Raw genomic sequence first — 17577 nt, 5'->3', positions numbered from 1 at the left:
GTCTATCCGTTCAGCAGCGTGATCTTGATGCTCTTCGTCGGATCCTGGCCAAACGAGAAAGCATTGACCGCATCGGTCAGGGCGAAGTCGTGCGTCTGGATCGGCGAGAGGTCGATGCCCGTCCGCTCGAGGAAGCGGATAGCCGCCGGCCAGACGCCGGGGGAGCCGATGCAGCCGCGCACGGTCAGGCTCTTCATCTGGATCTGGCCGATCACCACGGGCACCTTGCGCCCAATATTGATCCCCACCATCGACATCCGGCCCTCTTCGCGGGCGTAGTCGAAGGCGGCAGCCAAGGATGCGTCATGACCGGACGCCTCGATGACGAGATCGGCGCCGTGGCCGCCCGTCAACTCGCGGATCCGGTCGGCAGCGCCGCCATCGGTCGGATCGATCGCCACGTCAGCACCGAGACGCTTTGCCACCTCGCGGCGCGAGGCCAGCGGATCGACGACGATGACGCGCGCGCCCATGCCGATTGCCGCCGCGGCCGAGACCAGGCCGATCGTACCACCACCCGAGACCACGACCGTCTCGCTGGCATTGGTGCCGCCTGAGCGAAGCACGGCATAAAAACCACAGGTGAAAGGCTCGATCAGTGCAGCTTTCTTGTCATCGACAGCGTCGGGCAGCTTGTGCAGCCATTCCGGATTGACGGCAAAGAATTCGCGGTCGGCACCGCTCATGGAGAAGCCAAAGTGATGCAGCCGTTCCGGCGTGCGCACCACGCATTCGCCGACGACACGGTCGCCCTTCCTGAAGCCCTTGACGTTGCGGCCGACCTCGACGATCTCGCCACTCCATTCGTGACCAGGCGTTACGGGATAGGATATCGGGATGATGTAGCGGCCGGCCAGAAGCTCGTAGTCGGAGTGGCAGATGCCGACTGCCTTGGTGTGAACCAGGACTTCGTTCGGTGAGAGATCAGGCATGCCCACGTCAGCGATAACGGGCTTTTCCGGTGCTTCGAAAACCAGAGCTTTCATGTTTCCCTCCTCAAATCTCGACCAGCGCACCGCTCTTCGACGAGCGCACGATGGCTTCCAGCAAGGCAATATTGTTGATCATGTCTTCGCCGGTGATCGGATACTCGGCCTCACCACGGACCGCACGGGCAAAGGCTCTCAGGTTGTCGCGAACCGGTTCCGCGGGCGCGACTTCGCGCACCGTGATCGGCTTGTTCTTCCAGCCTTCGGTGACGATCCACCCATCGGGTGCCTCGACATGCGCCTTGTCACGCACTTCGATCCATCCATCGGTGCCGAAGATCGCGAAACGCGAGATGAAGGGCGTGGCGAGCGTCGCCGAGACGTATGCAGACCCGCCGCCGGCAAAGCGGATATGCGCGCTCATCGTATCGCCCTGCGGAATGCCGGAAGCGAGGTTCTCGCAGATGACGCGAACGTCCTTCGCGGGACCCATCAGCTTGACCGAAAGGTCCGTAAGGTGGATGCCGGTCGCCGTCATGCCGCCCGCGGGAGCCTGATCGGCCTTCAGCCGCCAGTTCGACGGATCGAGACCGAGGAACTTGTCGTGACTGAAATTCGCCTCGATCTGCAGCAGCCGGCCGAGTTTTCCGGATTCGGCAGTTTCCAGGATTTCGGCGATCGGCGGCTCGAAGCGGCGCTCATGGCCCATGCCCAGCACCAGCCCAGCCTTCTTGCAGAGCGCGACCGAAGCTTCGGCACCGGCCCGGCTCAGGTCGAGAGGCTTTTCGCAAAAGACATGCTTGCCAGCGGCGACCACGCGCGCAATCTGTTCACGATGCAACGAATGCGGTGTCGCAAGCACGACGGCTTCGATCGCCGGGTCGTTCAGCGCCTCGTCCATATCCGTCGAATATTGCAGGCCCATTTCGGCGGCAAAGGCGGCTGCATCGGGATTGGGATCGATTCCGCGCACGAAATGCATCTGCGCGCCACCGGCGTTGACGAGGCTTGCCATCTTGCGGCCCCACCAGCCGAGACCGACCAATGCGGTTGCGACCGGATTTTTCTCGATCACGGTCATCGATTGTCCACCCGCTTGCTGAAGGGATGGACGTTGACGCTCTTCCAGACACCGGCCTTTGTGAAGGGATCGGCCTTGTTGAAGGCAACGATCTCTTCCTTGGTCTCGGCTTCGAAAACGAAGAGCGAGCCGATCATGGTTTCGTTGTCATCGGCAAGCAACGGACCTGATATGACGGTCTTGGTCTTGCCGGTGGAAAGATAGGCCTTGTGGGCATCATAATTGGCAAGCCGCTTTTCGACGACGCCCTCGTGGTCGAGGCAATGGACAGCGTAAAACATCGATTATTCCTTTTGAATTCAGGCGATTGAGTAGCCGCCATCGACCATCAGAAGCTGGCCGGTGATGCCGCTCGCCGCATCGGAGAGCAGGAAGGCGACCGTTGCGGCAATCTCTTCAGGTTTGATCAGGCGGTTGACCGGCGTATCGTCTAGCCACTTCTGCATGACGGCGGGCTGGGCCCGGCCAACCTCCGCCAGCATGACGGTATCGGTGTATCCAGGGCCGACGGAGTTGACGCGAACGCCGGACCTTGCCCATTCAGCCGCGAGAACCCGGCACATGTGAGCGACACCGGCCTTCGACACGTCGTAGCCGACATGCAGTTCCGGCCGCACGGCTTTGACGCCGGCGATCGATGCCGTCATCACCACCGAACCGCGCCCGGCGGCAACCATCGACCGTGCGAAAGCCTGAACGGTCCAGAAGACGCCGTCGAGATTGACGGACATCACAGTGCGCCAATCAGCCTCGGTATGCTCCAGCGCCGGACGCTCATAGGACATGCCGGCATTGGCGAAGATGCCGTCGAGAGCGCCGAAGCGCTCGCCGACCTTCGCCGCTGCGGCCTCCACCGAGCTCTTGTCGGTGACGTTGAAAGTCACGGCCTCAGCTTTTCCTCCGGCCGCGCGAACCGCATCGCGCGTCTTCTCGACGGATGCATCGCGGTCGGCGGCAACGATCGTGGCTCCGAGCGAGGCGAGATAGAGGGAGGTGGCGCTGCCGATGCCGCCTGCGGCCCCCGTTATCAGGAAGGTCCGGCCACTGAGATCCATAGGGTTCTTCATGGTCAGGCCTTCATGTTGACAAGGATTTTCATATGGGTCGCCTTCGGATCGAGCAGCGCTTCAAAACCCTTTTCAACCACATCCTCAGGCGCGATCTCAGCGGTCACGACCTTTTCGACCGGGAAGATCCCGGCACCAATCATCGAGGCGATGCGCGGCCAGATCGTAACGGGGTAGCACCACGTCGCCTCGACGGTGATATCCTTCAGCGCCCAGAGCATCGCATCGATTGCGGCCGGCTTCACATGAAGGCCGACCTGCACAACGGTCCCGCGGCGGCGCACAGCCTTGGCGCAAAGATTCAGCGATGCTTCAGCGCCGACGCATTCGAGCGCGACATCGACGCCCACACCTTCTTCCGTCTGATCGCGGAACAGCTTCTCGGTATCCGTCTCGCGCGGATCGAAGACGATCGCCTCAGGCACGAGCTGTTGGGCCAGCGCGCGGCGGTTCGGATTGAGCTCGGAGACGAAGATCTTGGTCGCGCCGGCCGCCTTTGCCGCAAGCAGGACCAGCGCACCGATCGGGCCGACGCCGGAAACGAGGACGCTGCTGCCGCTCGTCACGCCGCCGCGATCGACACCATAAACGGCAACGGCAGCCGGTTCGATCATTGCCGCCTGGACGTCCGAGACCGTATCCGGCACCGGAATGGCGTTGTAGCCGTTGACGACGGCGCGCTCGCCCATGCCGCCCCAATCCCAGGAAAGGCCGACGACTGCCATGTTCTCACTGAGATGGAAAAGGCCACGGCGGCCGTAGTAATCATCGCGCGGCGATATCAGCGGCTGGATGGAAACGCGCGATCCCGGCGAAACGTGCGTGACGTTCTTGCCGACTTCCAGAACACGTGCTGAAAACTCGTGGCCGAGGATCTGCGGAAGTGTGGCGCCGGAATAGGCATTGGGCGTTGCCGGCGTAACGATCGGGCCCGCAATATATTCGTGGATGTCGGTGCCGCAGATGCCGCAGACCAAGGGCTCGATCAGCACCATGTCGTCTCCAAGAGGACCGCTCGGGGCGGGGACGTCTTCGACGCGGATGTCTTTCTTCGAGTAGTATCGTACAGCCTTCATTGCCATGCCTTTCGTGATTGCCGTTTGCGGCCGCTGTCGCGGACCAGTCGTATTCGTTTCAGATGAGGACCATGCCGCCATCGACCATCACCGTTTGTCCAGTGACGTAATCCGACGCATCGGAGGCGAGGAAGGTCGTCACGCCTGTGATGTCTTTTGGGAGCGAGACGCGTCCGAGCAGAATGGATTGCGAGAATTCGTTGAGCGCCTGCTCCGGCTTCTCGGTCAGCCCGTGTTCGATGAATTCGCGGTCGAGCTGTTCCCACAGCTCCGTCTTGACGACGCCGGGGCCGAAGCAGTTGACGGTGATCTTGTGCTCGGCCAATGCGCGGGCCGCAGCCTGAGTGATAGCCACGACGGCAAATTTCGATGCACAGTAATGGGCGAAGAGCGGATAGCCCTGCTTGCCGGCGATCGAAGCCGTGTTGACGATCTTTCCGCCGCCGCCCTGGGCGATCATCTGCTTTGCAGCTTCCTGCGTTCCGATCAGGACGCCACGCCCGTTGATCGCCATGATGCGATCGAAGTCCTCGTCGGTGACTTCGAGGAACGGGCAGGTCTGGCTGATGCCCGCATTGTTGAACATCACATCGAGCCGGCCAAAATGCGAGACGGTCTTTTCGATCAGCGCCCGGACGTCCTTGCGGTTCGATACGTCCACACTCGCAGCAATGGCACTCCCGCCTTGCGAAGAGATTTTTGCCGCCGTCTTCTGCGCAGCTTCAGCGTTCAGATCGGCGATGACGACATGCGCGCCTTTTTCGGCCAGATCTGCAGCGATGCCCGCACCGATGCCCCGTGCTGCACCCGTTACGATAACCACTTTACCGGCAACAGCTGCAACTGCGCTTGATCCCATCTCAGATGCTCCTCCAACATGCTGACGAAAGCCGGCAACAAGGCATCGTCCGCGGCAGCCCGAGCTTCCGCGTGTCTATACTTTGCTGACGGCTTTTATTCCTCCCAAGGAACCGCCGTGCGATCCGAAATTAAAGCTACGGGTGAAGATGCACTTGGACAAATCCTTAATTGTCCGAAACGGATATTTTCCATGCAGCAAACGATCTCACTCCGGCGCTAGTATTTCCATGGGAGGAGAGAGCATGCGCCGAGCCAGCCTGACGGCCGTATCGGGTAGTCCAAGCTTCCTCTTGAAATCGCGGCGTCGAATACTTCTGGATGGCAGCCGCCTCCAGGGAAGGAAGGTTTTGCATGAGCGACACGTTGAGGGTGGGATGGGCCGGCATCGGAAAGATGGGAGCCCCGATGAGCAGGCGTGTTCTGGAACACGGATATCCCCTGTCCGTCTACGAACCGCTTCCGGAAAATCGTGCGTCGGTGGTCGCCCAAGGCGCAAACGTCGCGCACAGTCTTGAGGATCTCGTCGAAGCCGCCGACGTGATCATGCTCACCATTCCGAACGATGCCATTCTGCGCCAGCTCACGCTTGGGCCATCGGCGCTGGTCGACCTCCTCAAGCCCGGTCAGATTCTGGTGGAGATGAGTACCGTTTCGCCGGAACTCTCGGCCGAAGTTGCGGAAGCGCTCGGCCGCAAGGGTGTTGCCTATCTTCGTGCGCCCGTTTCGGGCAGCACCGTCACAGCATCATCAGGCATGTTGTCGGTGATGGTTTCGGGGCCCGAGGCGGACTATCGCAAGATCGAACCAGTGCTGGCGAGCTTTTCGTCGAAACAGTTCTATCTCGGTGAGGGTGAAGAGGCACGCTATCTGAAACTCGTTCTGAACGCTCTGGTCGGCGCGACCGCGGCCCTTCTCGGAGAGGCTTTGACCCTCGGACTGAAGGGAAATCTTTCGGTCGAGACGATGCTGAACGTCATCTGTGAAAGCGCGGTTGCCTCGCCGCTGATCGCCTACAAGCGCGATCTTCTGGTGAAGCGGAATTTCGATCCGGCATTTTCGGTTTCGCAGATGATGAAGGATTTCGATCTCATTCTCGGCGCTGCAAAGTCCGACCACGTGCCGATGTATCTCGCCTCGATGATCCGGCAGCAATATGAAGCCGCCTTCGCCGATGGCCTTGCCGAGAAGGACTTCTTCGTCCTCTTCGAACAGGCCGAGCGCCTCGCGGGGTTGAAGCCTGATCAATCCGCAACATCGCAGGCGCTCAAGGCCATATAGGCACGCTGGTGAAAGAAAGATTTGCCAGCTAGTCTGATCGTCGGCAATGCGACGGTTGGGAGGCCGCCTTGAACGAATATGAAATGTTGCGCGTCATCGATTTCATCGAGAAGACGCGCCGGCCCTTCAGGGAGGTGGTTGAAGCGGCCGACGATGATGCCATCTGGCTCATCGTCACCTTCCTGATCAAGTCGCATATCCTCAGCCAGACCGTTTCGATCTCGACGCTCGGGCAGGAATCCGGTCTGCCCTACGCAACGTCGATGCGGCTGATCAACAAGCTCATAGACAACGGCTCTATCACCAGGGTGTCGAAAGGTTCGACGGGGAAGAGCTTTGTACTGCAGCCAAGCGAACAGCTTCTCCGCTCCTTTGAAATCTATGCCCGCAAGACAAAGTCTCTTCTGGCGCAAACCCTGGGTCTGCGCGCCGGCGAAGAGGAGGACGAATATTATTTCGGGGGCACACCTCTGGGATCGCAGATCATTCCGCCGATGCGCCTTGTCCAGAAACGGGCGGAATCGCAGATCGAGCTGCGCTTCCTGCTGAATGACGACAACTATTTCTCGGCCATGCGCAACATGTGGGCCGACTTCCGTAACAATCTGGCGTCGCGCAAGAACTTCGACCTGCTGCCCCTTCCCGAGCTTTATCGCCGGGCGCGCGAGAATGGTGCCAAACCACTCTCGGACTACGATGTCATCGCGATCAACATGCCATGGCTCGGGGAATTCGCCGAAAGTGGCATCGTCCGGCCGATCGATCAATATATCCAGAAGACCGGCATCAATCCGCTCGACTTCCACCCTTCGATCTGGTCGTCCGCCACTTGGGAAGGCAAGGACTACGGCGTCCCCGGCTACTGTACTGTCGAGCTCCTTGCGGCGCGCAAGGACCTATTTGCCGACGCAGGCTTGTCCTTTCCGAAGACCTTCGACGACGTCATCAATGCCGGGCGCAAATTCCACGCGCCTGACGAGGGCATGTTCGGCGCCGTCTGGGACGGTGCCCGCGGCATGCCGATCGCATCGAGCTTTCTGTTCTTCATGGGCGCCTGCGGCCATCCCGCCATATCGCTGCGCAAGACGCGTTCCGGCTTCACCCTCGACGGAGCCAATCTGGAGGAGCTGAGCTGCACCATCCTGTCTGATGCCGGATTTGCGGCGCTCGACTACATGCGCCGGCTGATGGAGATATCGCCGCCGAAAATTCTCGAGATGGCGTGGGATCAGACGCTCCAAGTATTTCTGAAGGGCAAGGCGAGCCTTGGCTATTTCTGGACCATGCGCGCAGCCCGCTTCGAGTATGATGTTCAGTCTGTCGTCAAGCGCCGTGTCGAATACTTGCCACAGCCATTCGGGCCGGGTGGAACACGCGCCTCCCCGATTGGCGGCTTCCTGTTCTGCATCCCAACCAATCTGCCCGAGGAGCGTGTGGAACTGGCCGCCGATGCGATTGCCTGGATGGCATCAAGGGAAGCCATGAAAGCGCATGTGAAGAACGGCTTCCCGGTTGCCCCGCGCTTTTCCGTCAGCGCTGATCCTGAAGCGGCCGCGAGCTCGCCAATCGTGCGTTTCGTCGATCAATTGGCAAAGAAGAACCTTCTTCACACCTGGCAGCGCCCCAAGATCCCGCAATACACGACGATCGAGAAGGTTCTCGGCGAAGAGATCCATGATGCGTTGCTTGGCAACAAGCCGCCAAGGCTCGCTCTCGAGGATGCGTCGGCTCAGATCGAAGCCAACCTCAGGTCCAAGCAGAGAATAGCGGTTTAACGCAACGCAAAGCGGCGGTCCGGGAGAACCGCCGCCGAAGTGATTGGTGATTGGTGACCGGTAACCGCCACCGTTATTTTATGATGCCGAGCTTGCTCCTGTCGGTCGTCAGCGCTACCGCGATCAGCGCGGTGAGGCCAAACACGATGTTCTGCGCTGTCGGCTGCACACCGATAATGACCGTCACGATGCGAAGCCAAGCCGTGATCAGACCGCCGACGACGGCCGGAAACAATCCGCCCACACCACCCGAGATCGCAGTACCGCCAAGAACGACACCGACGATGGACAGCAGCAGCAGATTGCCGGCAAGCGTTGGTGAGCTGAATGTGGTGATCGAGATCAGGAACAGACCCGCGACCGCCGCACATCCAGCCGAAACGGCAAAGATGACGGTGCGGACGGCGACGACGTTGACGGCAGACATGATTGCGGCACGTTCTCCCGTGCCGAGCGCGTAGATGTCCCGCCCAAGGCGGAGATATCGCATCAGGAAACCGAGCACCGCGACGATGACGATCAGCGCGATGATCGTGTTCGGGATCTCCGCAGTGCTGTTCGAGAGATAGGAAACGAAGAAATCATTCTCGGGAATCGGCTCTGCCGTCGCGTTGGAAAGCAGCAAGGCAAGCCCCGACAATATGCTGAGCGTGCCGAGCGTGACGATGAAGGACGGAAGCTGTAGCCAGGAATGCAGGAAACCCTGGGTCGCGCCGAACGCCATGGCGATAAGGATCACGACGAGCGACGTCCAGGGGCCGAAGATCGGATTGAGGACGACCACAAGAACACCCGTGAGTGAAGCGACGCCGGCGACCGAGAGGTCGATGCTGCCCGCCAGGATCGGAAGCGTTCCGCCAATCACCAGCGCGATGATCGGAGCCGCATCGGACAGGAAGCTCAAAAGCGAATCCACCTCGATCACGCCGGGAGCGATCACCGCGCTGATCGCTACGAGCGCAAGCAGAACCGCCAGCGGACCGAGCGATCTCATCATGCCCGACCCCTGGCCACGGAGGGCCGAGATCAGCGTGCTGTCCAATGTACTTCCCATGATCGTCCATCCCTTATTCGAAATTCACATTACGAGGCCACGTAGTCCGGTCCGTTACCTGTCAGACCATGGCCGCAACGACTTCTTCCTCTTTCGGCAACTCCCCGCTGGCGAGGTCGAAATGCGCGGTGATCTCACCATCCCGCATGACCAGGATGCGGTCAGAGAGTTCAAGCAGTTCCGAGATCGTGTCGCCGACAAAGACGATCGAAAGCCCCTTCTCCGCCTGTTGCCGGATAACGGCGAACAGATCATCACGGGCGCCGGGATCAAGTCCACGGCTTGGGTGGTCGAGAAAGAGCACTTTCAGCCTTTTCGCCAACAGCCACTTTGCCAACACCGTCTTCTGCTGATTGCCGCCACTCAGGCTCGATATCGGCGCATAGGGTGTGTGCATCTTCACCTTGAGACGCTGCATCCATTCGAGCGCGGCCGGCCTCTCGCTGTTCCGCCTCAGGATGAGCGAGCGCCAGCCATAGTCGAGGCCGAAAGTCAGAACGGCGTTTTCGAACAGCGACCGGCTGGGCAGCATGCCCTCCGCCCGGCGATCGGCCGGCAGATATCCGATACCCTCGCTCACCGCATTCCGCGGGCTGCCCGGGGTCACCGCCCTACCCTCGATCGCGATCCTTCCTGAGTCGATCTTTTCAGCGCCGAAGACGGCGCGGCACATTTCCTCGGCGCCGGAGCCAAGCACTCCCGCAATACCAAGGATTTCACCGCGGCGGAGTTCGAAATCGACATTGCGGAAGTGCTGGCCGCTCTTCAGCCGCTCGATTTTCAGAACCGGCTTGGCGTCGGATGCCGCTGGCTTCCGCTCGGATCGCACGCTGGTCACCCTCTGACGTCCGACCATCAGCTCGTAGAGCTCATTGCGATCGACAGAATGGCTGTCACGTTCGGCAACCTTGCGGCCGTCGGTCATCACGACGATCCGGTCGCTGATCTCGAGGACCTCTTCAAGACGATGCGAGACGAAGACGATCGTCGCGTTCCCGCGCAATCTGTTTATCTGCTTGAAGAGCAGCTTGATTTCGTCAGGCGTGAGAACCGAAGTCGGCTCATCGAACAGAATGATCGGCGGGCGATCGACGAGCTCCTCGATGGCCAGAACCTTGGCGAGCTCGACCTGCTGGCGTTCGGCGAACCTCAGGTCCTCGACGAGAGCCTTCACCGGGAGCTCGACCGAAATCTTGCGCAGTTGCTCCTGGGCCGCCCTGTTCAGCGCACCCCATCGGTAGAGCCCGTTCTTCTTGGCCGGGTGCGGCTTGTCGAGGAAGATATTCTCCGCAACGGTCAGGTTCGGAATGAGGGACTGCTCCTGGTGGACCATGCCGATGCCGAAGCTGCCGGCGGTTGCCGCCGAGTCGAGAATGATCGGCTTGCCATCGAGAATGACCTGCCCTTCATCGGGCATTGCCAAGCCCGCCAGGATTTTAAGCAGAGTAGACTTGCCAGAGCCATTCTGGCCGATCAACCCGAGTACCTGACCTGCCGGAATCTCGAGATCGATCCCTTCGAGCGCGACGACGCTGCCATAGGTCTTGCGAACACCTTTGAGAACAAGCGAGCCTGTCATTTTACGACCCTCAGTTTGCGGCGGCGATGCCAGCCACCGGCTGCGACGGCAATCACGATCACCGCACCGCTAATGACGTGACGGGTATAGGGGCCGGCGCCGATCTGGATCAGGCCGTTGTTCAGGACTTCGAGGATGAGCGCCCCCAGAGCAGACTGCACCGCGCCACCCCGGCCACCGGTCAGAACGGTCCCGCCGAGAACAGCAGCGCTGATCGCTGGAAACAACAGGCCACTGCCGATATTTGCATTGCCGGTGCTCAGCTGCGCCGAGAGCAGCACTCCGCCCATCCCGGCTAGTACGCCACAGATCGAAAATGCCGCGATCTTGACCCAGCGAACCCGCAGGCCTGATGCGACCAGCAAGCCTTCGTCGCCGCCGACCGCATAGATCATGCGGCCAAGCCGGGTGTAATTCAGGATGAGCTGGCTGGCGATAATGACGGCCAGTGCGACATAGACGATCAGGCTGAGATCGAAAATGCGGACACGCGCCAGATTCAGGATCAGCGGATCATTGATCTGCGGCACGCGCTCGGGGAAGAGAACCGCGGCAATGCCGAGCCCGACAAACCACGTTCCAAGCGTGACGATCAGCGACGGCATTTTCAACACGGCGTTCAACAGCGCATTGAAAAGGCCGAAGCCGAGGCCGACTGCCAGGGCCACCAGCAATCCGGCAATACCATAGTCATTGCCGTTGACGGTGTTGGCGACGAGTAGTGCCACGATCATGCTCGTCGTCGCCATGTTTCCTTCCAGCGACAGGTCGATGGATCCCATGATGACGACGAAGCTGATGGCAGCGGCGAGAATTGCGGGAACCGCCGCTGCCTCAATCACGGATTTGAGGTTGTCGATGGTAAGAAAGCTGCCGCTGACCAGCTGGAAGCCCGCCGACAGCACGATCAGTGCTACGATGGGACCTGCAAACTGGGTCCAGGGTAACTTGCTTCTGATGTCGCCAAAAAGCGTCAGCGAGCGACCGACCGTTTTGGAGCTCATACTGGTAGCGGCCTCCATCGACCCCTCCTTCCGATTACTTGTTCTCGTTGGCACCTTCGGGAATCTGGCCTGCAGATTCCTTCCAGAAGTCCTTCTTGATCTCGTCGTATGTGTATTTCGGCGCACTCTTCTTGAGCTCGAGATACTTGTCGACGTTATCCTTGGTTACGACGTCCTGCTTGATGTAGAAGTCGCGCTGGGCATGCGTCAGCTTTTCCGGGTCGATGTCACCGATAGCGGCCGCATAGGCCAGAGACATCGAAACAGCACCCTGCAGGACCGGATCGTTCCAGACGGTGGCCAGCATATCGCCGCTCTTGACCATCTCCAGGCCGATATTCGAGCCGTCGGAACCAGTGACCAGAACCTTGCCGTTCAGACCCTTTTCCTTCAGCGCTGCGACGGCACCGCGGCCCATCGCGTCGTTCGATGCGAAAATGCCCTGCAGCTGGTCACCGTAGCGGGCGAGCCAGGTGCGCGTGATGTTCTGCGCCTTGGTTTCCTGCCAGTCACCGACCTGCGTATCAACGAGTTCAAGGCCGGGGCATTCCTTCAGGCCCTTTTTCAGGCCGGCAATGCGCTGGAACGCCGGCGGCGTCGACGGGACGCCCTGGATGGCTGCGATCTTGCCCTTGCCGTTCAGCGCCTTGCACAGCGCCATGACCTGATAGTAGCCCGACATCACGCCATCGAAAGACGTGTGAGCGACCCAGTACTTGGAATCCGTATCCCAGGGGTGGATGTCCTCGGGCCGGTTCCAGATCGTCACGACATGGACCTTGGACTTGGCCGACCGGTTCACGACGGCCTTTACGAAGGCGTTGGACGACGGATCGGTGGCTAGCGCGCATTGATTGCAGCCGGCGGAATAGGTCGCGCCAAGCTGCGCCAGCAGCTGGTCGCCCTGGTAGTTGCTCGTCAGCACGACGGGCTCCTTGCCGAGCGACGCGCCGATATCCTTCACGCCTTGCAGGTACTCGGACCAGTATTCGGAAGCGGTCTCGTCGATACCGACGATCAGCTTTCCTCCCTTGGCCTCATCGGCGTTCGCCTGCATCGCCGGAAGCGTGATGCCGGCGCAGATTGCCGCCGATGTCACAAGCCACCGCGCGATGGCTCCAAATTTCAAATGCGATTTCATGCCATTCTCCTCCTCAGGTTAAATTGATGTCTCGCCTGCCGCCTGCGCCGGGATTTCATCCGCGATCGCTGACGGCCTGGTATGTTTCGATCAAAAGAGCAGAGTTCTCCGGCCGCGCCTCGAGGCGGCCCGCCTCGATGTCGTAGGCGATTTCCATGACCCGCTTGTTAACCGGTGCCGCCTGCCCATGGGCCCGGAGGATATCGACAACGATACCATTGACCTCCTGCACTTCGGCCCGGCGTCCCTTGCGCCAATCCTGCAACGACGTCGTCAATGTGTCTTCGCGCGAGAAGGTCTTGAGCACCTCCTCGAAAATCTGATCGACATAGCGCTCCGGATGGTTCGTGGTGACCGGCGGCATGCCGATGATCGGGATGATCTTGGCGCCGTCGGCGAGTGCCGCCTGCATTGCCTCGTAACCCGCCGCACGCATGACTTCGAGCATGCCGGGGGCGCGTGCCGCATCGTTGAGCGGCAGGTTGATGATGGCTGATGGAATGAGCTCGGCCGCATTGACCACGAGCTTCATCCACTTGGCGGAACGGATATCCTCCATCACTTCGACGGTTCCGGAATTCCTGAGCAGGTTGGCGACGTCTTCGACACGCTCCTGCGTCTTCGGATCAAGCGCGCCGAGCGCAAACCAGGACTCGTCATGGTCGTTCTGACGGTTGGTAATGCCCGGCACGAACATGTTGGACGCGATCTCGATGACCGCACCGATCGTGCGCTCACGCCCCACCACCGCCGCGATATCCTCGTGGGTCATACCGTTTTGCAGGCCGACGATGAAACCATCAGGGGCGAGGCAGGGCTCGATCAGCTGGCACGCCCACTTCGTGTCGTAGGCCTTGACCACGAGGAACACGACGTCGAACGGCTCCTTGATTTCGGCGACCTGGCAGAGATGGAGAGCGGGCACCTTCGCGTTGATGGTGCGCGTCGGCAGATTGACCGTGATGCCGTTTTCACGGATCGCCATGACATGGTCCGGCCACTGCTCGATGAAGGTGACATCGAGCCCTGCCAGCACGAAATCCGCACCGATGGAAGCGCCCTGCGCACCAGTACCGAGGAACGCGATCCGGGGGCCACGCGTCTTATCCCAACTCATAAGTCTCTCCTTCTCGTGACGCAGCTTGCGCGCCTTGTTTCAAATTCCATTGCCGGTCACCGTTCCGCCCCGCCCGCTCATGCTGCGAATAGCGTGCCGTTCGACGGTTGCGCGACAAGCGCGCCGCGTTCGATCGACCGGGCAAGTTCAACGACCCGTTGATTGACAGGGGCACTCTGCCCGGCCTTCTCCAGCGTCTTCACCACATGCCCGTTGATATCGAGAACCTCGCCGCGCCGGCCCTTGCGCCAATCCTGGAGAACGGTCGTGAGCGTATCCGGCATCATGAAAGTCTTGAGGACCTCGTCGAAGATTTCATCGACATAGCGCTCGGGGTCATTCGTCGTGGTCGGGGCCATACCGAGGATCGGCACGATGCTGGCGCCATCTGCCTGCGCTGCCCGCATCGCTTCGTAGCCCGCAGTCCTCATTACCGCTTCCATGCCGGGGACCCTCACTGCCTCGGCAAAAGGCAGACCCAGGATCGCGGAGGGAACGAGCTGCGCGGCGTTGACGATCAGCTTCATCCACTTTGCAGAGCTGATATCGTCAGACACCTCGACCCGGCCGCTCACACGCAGCAACTCGGCGATCATCTCGACACGGTCGCGGTTGATAGGATCGAGCGCACCCAGCGCAAACCACGAGGTGTCGTGATCATTCTGCCGGTTGGTAACGCCCGGGACGAACATGTTCGACGCCATGTCGAAGACTGCGCCAACAGTTCGCTCCGCGCCGACAACCGCGGCAATTGCATGCTGCGTCATGCCGTTCTGAATACCAACGACAAGACCGTCCTCGGCAAGAACCGGCTCGATCAGCTGACAGGTCCACGAGGTGTCGTAAGCCTTGACCACCACAAAGATCAGATCGAAGCGCTCGCGGATTTCAGCGACTTGGCAAAGATGCCTGGCGCAAACGTTTGCATGAATAGAACGGGTCTTGAGGTTTACGGTGACACCATGCGCGTTCATGGCTTCGACATGCTCAGGCCACTGTTCGATAAACGTTACGTCGAACCCTGCCTCTATGAAATCAGCACCGATCGAGGCGCCTTGGGCGCCCGTTCCGACAAATGCAATTTTCAGATCGCCCTTGGAGGACCAAGCCATCGTGCGCATTCTCCCATTCCGGCACCGCACCGTGCCGCTCCATTCCGACGCTATGAATAAAAGCCACTAAAATGAGAGTCAAGAGCAAACGTTTGCTCATTTGTTCAAACAAATTTCGCAGACACTGCATTCTATCCCGATAGTTCGTGTGTTTTCAGAACATTAATGGAAAAATAGAAAGGCAATCGATTGCACATTTTCTAAGAGAATCGATTTTCGTCGCCTGTCACCGCCGTCCTGCCGGCAGATTAAGCCGTCCTCCGGATTGATTTACCAGAAAGCTAATCAATCAAAGATTGTCGCTTGCTTCTCCCATCGGCAGTGCAACCGTCGGGATGGCGCAAATTCGCGTTTCACGCTGCACCTTGTGCGCAAAGGTTTGATCGAATATTTTCCCGGTTACAGAGGCTATCAACCAGGCATCCTCATGACTGAAAATTCAAAGCCTCCGGGCAGCAAGCGTCCGCGCGCCACGATCGTCGATGTCGCCAAGGGCGCAGGCGTGCACGTATCGACGGCTTCACGCGCCCTCAGCCCCGGGGCAGCGCACCGCATATCCAGCAAGGTGGTGCGCAAGATCGAGAAGGTGGCCGAGGAGCTGGGCTATCAGCGCAATACGCTCGCCTCCAGTTTACGCACCCAGAAGACCGGAACGATCGGCCTCATCGTCCCCAATTTGAGCGATCCGCTGTTTTCTCCGATCATTGCCGCAGTGGAAGAACGCGTCGCCAAGGACGGATACGTCACCTTCGTCGCCAATTCCGATTATAGCGCGGCAAAGCTTCGCTCGATCGTCGAGCGCATGAGCAGCCAGCTCGTTGCCGGTCTCGTCGTCGCCAGCTTCGAGCTGAACGATCCAGCCGTCGAACTCTGCCTCGAGCTCGGAATTCCAACCGTTGCGGTTCTGCGTGACCCCCGCGACAGCCGCATCTCCTCTGTCTGCATGGACGACGCGACAGGCGTTCAGGCGATGGTCGAGCATGTTCTCGACCTGGGCCACAAGGATATAACCTATGTCACGCCTCCATTGGCGGCCTCCACCGCCCAGAACAGGCTGGCAGGGTTCCATGCGGCGATGCGTCTTGCAAAGGCCGCCGGCTGCCGTTTCGAGGTCGTCGAGGCGCGCGCCTATGATGTCGCCGAAGGCGAGAGGATCATGGCACATATGCTGGCATCAGGATTGACCAGCACCGCCGTGCTCGCGTTCAATGATCTCCTCGCCGTCGGTTGTCTTGCCGCTATGAAGGCGGCTGGGGTTCGCTGTCCGGAGGAGATATCACTGAGCGGCGTCAACAATCTGCCCTTCATGAATATGCTCTCCCCGCCGCTGACAACCCTGCACACGGCAGGCCGCGATCTCGGCTTCGAAAGCGCCGATCTGCTGATGAGCCTGATCAAGAACAACTTGCAGCCGGTCAAGCGGGTGCTGCTGACCCCACATCCCGTCCTCAGGGACAGCACCGGCCCCGCGCCTGACGTCTTGCTTTCGAGCGGCGGCGGCAAGACTGCCGCTGTCATATAGACGGCGCTTGCCGACGCAGGCACCTGCCCGTTAAGTCAGCCGGCAGCCGCCGTTGACATCCAGGGTCGCGCCGACGAAATAGCTCGCATCGTCGGTCGAAAGGAAATGGATCGCAGAGGCGATTTCCGTCGTCGCCGCCGGCCGACCCATCGGTATCTTGGCCCATTCGATCTCACGCATTGCTTCAGCCGAAATGCCACGCTTTTCGGCTTCGACCGCCAGGGCATTGAAATGCATGGGCGTATCGATATTTCCCGGTGCGACGCAATTCACCCTGATATCAGGGGCGAGTTCGATCGCGACACTTTGCGTCAGCGAGATCAGCGCCGCCTTGGAGGCGCAATACGGACTGAAGAAGGCATGACCTTCCCTCCCCCAATAACTGCCGACATTGACGATCGCCGCATTGCCAGCTGCGCGCATCAAGGGCACGGCCGCACTGATGAACTTCACATTGGCGCGCAAATTGATGTTCTGCACCTTGTCCCAGAGGGACATGTCGATATTCGCGATGCTGACCGCGGGATGATTGATCGCGGCGATCAGTCCGAGGAACCGCAGCGGAATACCCGTCTGCGCGGCCCGCTCGATCACCCGGTCGATCTCTGCATCACGCTCGAGATCCATCTGCACGCCGATGCAGGTTCGTCTAAACTCCGAACACAGCGCCTCCGCGATCGCCACAACCTCGGAAGCCCGGTCGCATAGCAGCAGCGACCAGCCACTCTCAGCAAACCGCCGCGCCGTCGCCCGCCCCACTTCGCCCGACGCTCCGGTGAGAATCGCAAGTTTCGTATCCGCCATAGATTTTTCCTCCCGAAGTTTGACGGTGGCGATGGTAGGGGGGAAATCGGAAAAGTGAACGAGGAGATTATCCATTCTGGATTGGAGTGCCCCCCATTTCGCCGGACAGCTCAGCTATTGAGACAATGCTTTGATGAACTCCCTTGGGGAGGCCATTTTCAGCGCTGAGTGTGGATG

At 60.1% G+C, this 17577-nt stretch carries 16 protein-coding genes; 3 read left to right on the top strand and 13 right to left on the bottom strand.

Going from position 1 to position 17577, the window contains the following annotated elements; all coding sequences use genetic code 11:
• Window positions 1-2 precede the first annotated feature (2 nt).
• The 6 genes from J2X43_RS10625 to J2X43_RS10600 are packed head-to-tail and all read right to left on the bottom strand — an operon-like array spanning window position 3 to window position 5012.
• Window positions 3-986 (bottom strand): zinc-binding dehydrogenase, encoded by a 984-nt coding sequence (locus J2X43_RS10625; protein WP_310293819.1) that lies wholly within the window; start codon window positions 984-986, stop codon window positions 3-5.
• Window positions 987-996: 10 nt separating this feature from the next.
• Window positions 997-2010 (bottom strand): Gfo/Idh/MocA family oxidoreductase, encoded by a 1014-nt coding sequence (locus tag J2X43_RS10620; RefSeq protein ID WP_310293817.1) that lies wholly within the window; start codon window positions 2008-2010, stop codon window positions 997-999.
• Window positions 2007-2291 carry a YciI family protein gene (locus J2X43_RS10615; RefSeq protein WP_310293815.1) on the bottom strand — a complete coding sequence of 95 codons (285 nt, stop codon included), beginning with the start codon at window positions 2289-2291 and terminating at the stop codon, window positions 2007-2009. The genes J2X43_RS10620 and J2X43_RS10615 overlap by 4 nt, the downstream gene beginning before the upstream one ends.
• Window positions 2292-2309: 18 nt before the next feature.
• Window positions 2310-3077 (bottom strand): SDR family NAD(P)-dependent oxidoreductase, encoded by a 768-nt coding sequence (locus J2X43_RS10610; RefSeq protein WP_112538844.1) that lies wholly within the window; start codon window positions 3075-3077, stop codon window positions 2310-2312.
• A 2-nt stretch (window positions 3078-3079) separates the two neighbouring features.
• Window positions 3080-4153, bottom strand: a complete 1074-nt coding sequence (locus tag J2X43_RS10605; RefSeq protein WP_310293812.1) for a zinc-binding dehydrogenase — start codon at window positions 4151-4153, stop codon at window positions 3080-3082.
• A gap of 58 nt (window positions 4154-4211) precedes the next feature.
• On the bottom strand, window positions 4212-5012 hold the full coding sequence (locus J2X43_RS10600) for a glucose 1-dehydrogenase (protein ID WP_112538843.1): 801 nt from the start codon (window positions 5010-5012) through the stop codon (window positions 4212-4214).
• Between the two features lie 353 nt (window positions 5013-5365).
• On the opposite strand from J2X43_RS10600, the gene J2X43_RS10595 reads away from it, so the two are divergent.
• Complete coding sequence (locus tag J2X43_RS10595) at window positions 5366-6292, top strand: NAD(P)-dependent oxidoreductase (RefSeq protein WP_310293809.1); 927 nt, start codon at window positions 5366-5368, stop codon at window positions 6290-6292.
• 68 nt (window positions 6293-6360) lie between these two features.
• Window positions 6361-8067 carry an extracellular solute-binding protein gene (locus J2X43_RS10590; protein WP_310293807.1) on the top strand — a complete coding sequence of 569 codons (1707 nt, stop codon included), beginning with the start codon at window positions 6361-6363 and terminating at the stop codon, window positions 8065-8067.
• 73 nt (window positions 8068-8140) lie between these two features.
• Here J2X43_RS10590 and J2X43_RS10585 read toward each other — a convergent pair whose 3' ends face one another.
• From J2X43_RS10585 to J2X43_RS10560, 6 genes are all read right to left on the bottom strand, one after another.
• Window positions 8141-9121, bottom strand: a complete 981-nt coding sequence (locus tag J2X43_RS10585; protein ID WP_310293805.1) for an ABC transporter permease — start codon at window positions 9119-9121, stop codon at window positions 8141-8143.
• A gap of 61 nt (window positions 9122-9182) precedes the next feature.
• Window positions 9183-10700, bottom strand: a complete 1518-nt coding sequence (locus J2X43_RS10580; RefSeq protein WP_310293804.1) for a sugar ABC transporter ATP-binding protein — start codon at window positions 10698-10700, stop codon at window positions 9183-9185.
• Window positions 10697-11704: an ABC transporter permease gene (locus J2X43_RS10575; protein ID WP_310293801.1), complete on the bottom strand. Its 1008-nt coding sequence runs from the start codon at window positions 11702-11704 to the stop codon at window positions 10697-10699. The genes J2X43_RS10580 and J2X43_RS10575 overlap by 4 nt, the downstream gene beginning before the upstream one ends.
• 34 nt (window positions 11705-11738) lie before the next feature.
• Window positions 11739-12845, bottom strand: coding sequence for a sugar ABC transporter substrate-binding protein (locus tag J2X43_RS10570; RefSeq protein WP_310293800.1), 1107 nt, complete (start codon window positions 12843-12845; stop codon window positions 11739-11741).
• A 55-nt stretch (window positions 12846-12900) separates the two neighbouring features.
• Complete coding sequence (locus J2X43_RS10565) at window positions 12901-13962, bottom strand: 2-dehydropantoate 2-reductase N-terminal domain-containing protein (protein WP_310293798.1); 1062 nt, start codon at window positions 13960-13962, stop codon at window positions 12901-12903.
• Between the two features lie 77 nt (window positions 13963-14039).
• A complete protein-coding gene (locus J2X43_RS10560) occupies window positions 14040-15083 on the bottom strand; it encodes a 2-dehydropantoate 2-reductase N-terminal domain-containing protein (RefSeq protein ID WP_310293796.1) in 1044 nt (347 codons plus the stop codon).
• A gap of 418 nt (window positions 15084-15501) precedes the next feature.
• On the opposite strand from J2X43_RS10560, the gene J2X43_RS10555 reads away from it, so the two are divergent.
• Window positions 15502-16596, top strand: a complete 1095-nt coding sequence (locus tag J2X43_RS10555; protein WP_310293795.1) for a LacI family DNA-binding transcriptional regulator — start codon at window positions 15502-15504, stop codon at window positions 16594-16596.
• A gap of 30 nt (window positions 16597-16626) precedes the next feature.
• Here the strand turns inward: J2X43_RS10555 and J2X43_RS10550 are convergent, their stop codons facing one another.
• Window positions 16627-17400 carry an SDR family oxidoreductase gene (locus J2X43_RS10550; protein ID WP_310293794.1) on the bottom strand — a complete coding sequence of 258 codons (774 nt, stop codon included), beginning with the start codon at window positions 17398-17400 and terminating at the stop codon, window positions 16627-16629.
• Window positions 17401-17577: the final 177 nt, after the last annotated feature.

This window comes from Rhizobium sp. BE258, assembly GCF_031457345.1.
GTDB lineage: Bacteria > Pseudomonadota > Alphaproteobacteria > Rhizobiales > Rhizobiaceae > Rhizobium.
This window is presented reverse-complemented; position numbering and strand designations above follow the sequence as displayed.

What these genes read in the sequence shown, in the direction of transcription:
- J2X43_RS10625 (WP_310293819.1), bottom strand. Translation starts at nt 986, where the DNA reads ATGAAAGCTCTGGTTTTCGAAGCACCGGAAAAGCCCGTTATCGCTGAC.
- J2X43_RS10620 (WP_310293817.1), bottom strand. Translation starts at nt 2,010, where the DNA reads ATGACCGTGATCGAGAAAAATCCGGTCGCAACCGCATTGGTCGGTCTC.
- J2X43_RS10615 (WP_310293815.1), bottom strand. Translation starts at nt 2,291, where the DNA reads ATGTTTTACGCTGTCCATTGCCTCGACCACGAGGGCGTCGTCGAAAAG.
- J2X43_RS10610 (WP_112538844.1), bottom strand. Translation starts at nt 3,077, where the DNA reads ATGAAGAACCCTATGGATCTCAGTGGCCGGACCTTCCTGATAACGGGG.
- J2X43_RS10605 (WP_310293812.1), bottom strand. Translation starts at nt 4,153, where the DNA reads ATGAAGGCTGTACGATACTACTCGAAGAAAGACATCCGCGTCGAAGAC.
- J2X43_RS10600 (WP_112538843.1), bottom strand. Translation starts at nt 5,012, where the DNA reads ATGGGATCAAGCGCAGTTGCAGCTGTTGCCGGTAAAGTGGTTATCGTA.
- J2X43_RS10595 (WP_310293809.1), top strand. Translation starts at nt 5,366, where the DNA reads ATGAGCGACACGTTGAGGGTGGGATGGGCCGGCATCGGAAAGATGGGA.
- J2X43_RS10585 (WP_310293805.1), bottom strand. Translation starts at nt 9,121, where the DNA reads ATGGGAAGTACATTGGACAGCACGCTGATCTCGGCCCTCCGTGGCCAG.
- J2X43_RS10580 (WP_310293804.1), bottom strand. Translation starts at nt 10,700, where the DNA reads ATGACAGGCTCGCTTGTTCTCAAAGGTGTTCGCAAGACCTATGGCAGC.
- J2X43_RS10575 (WP_310293801.1), bottom strand. Translation starts at nt 11,704, where the DNA reads ATGAGCTCCAAAACGGTCGGTCGCTCGCTGACGCTTTTTGGCGACATC.
- J2X43_RS10570 (WP_310293800.1), bottom strand. Translation starts at nt 12,845, where the DNA reads ATGAAATCGCATTTGAAATTTGGAGCCATCGCGCGGTGGCTTGTGACA.
- J2X43_RS10565 (WP_310293798.1), bottom strand. Translation starts at nt 13,962, where the DNA reads ATGAGTTGGGATAAGACGCGTGGCCCCCGGATCGCGTTCCTCGGTACT.
- J2X43_RS10560 (WP_310293796.1), bottom strand. Translation starts at nt 15,083, where the DNA reads ATGCGCACGATGGCTTGGTCCTCCAAGGGCGATCTGAAAATTGCATTT.
- J2X43_RS10555 (WP_310293795.1), top strand. Translation starts at nt 15,502, where the DNA reads ATGACTGAAAATTCAAAGCCTCCGGGCAGCAAGCGTCCGCGCGCCACG.
- J2X43_RS10550 (WP_310293794.1), bottom strand. Translation starts at nt 17,400, where the DNA reads ATGGCGGATACGAAACTTGCGATTCTCACCGGAGCGTCGGGCGAAGTG.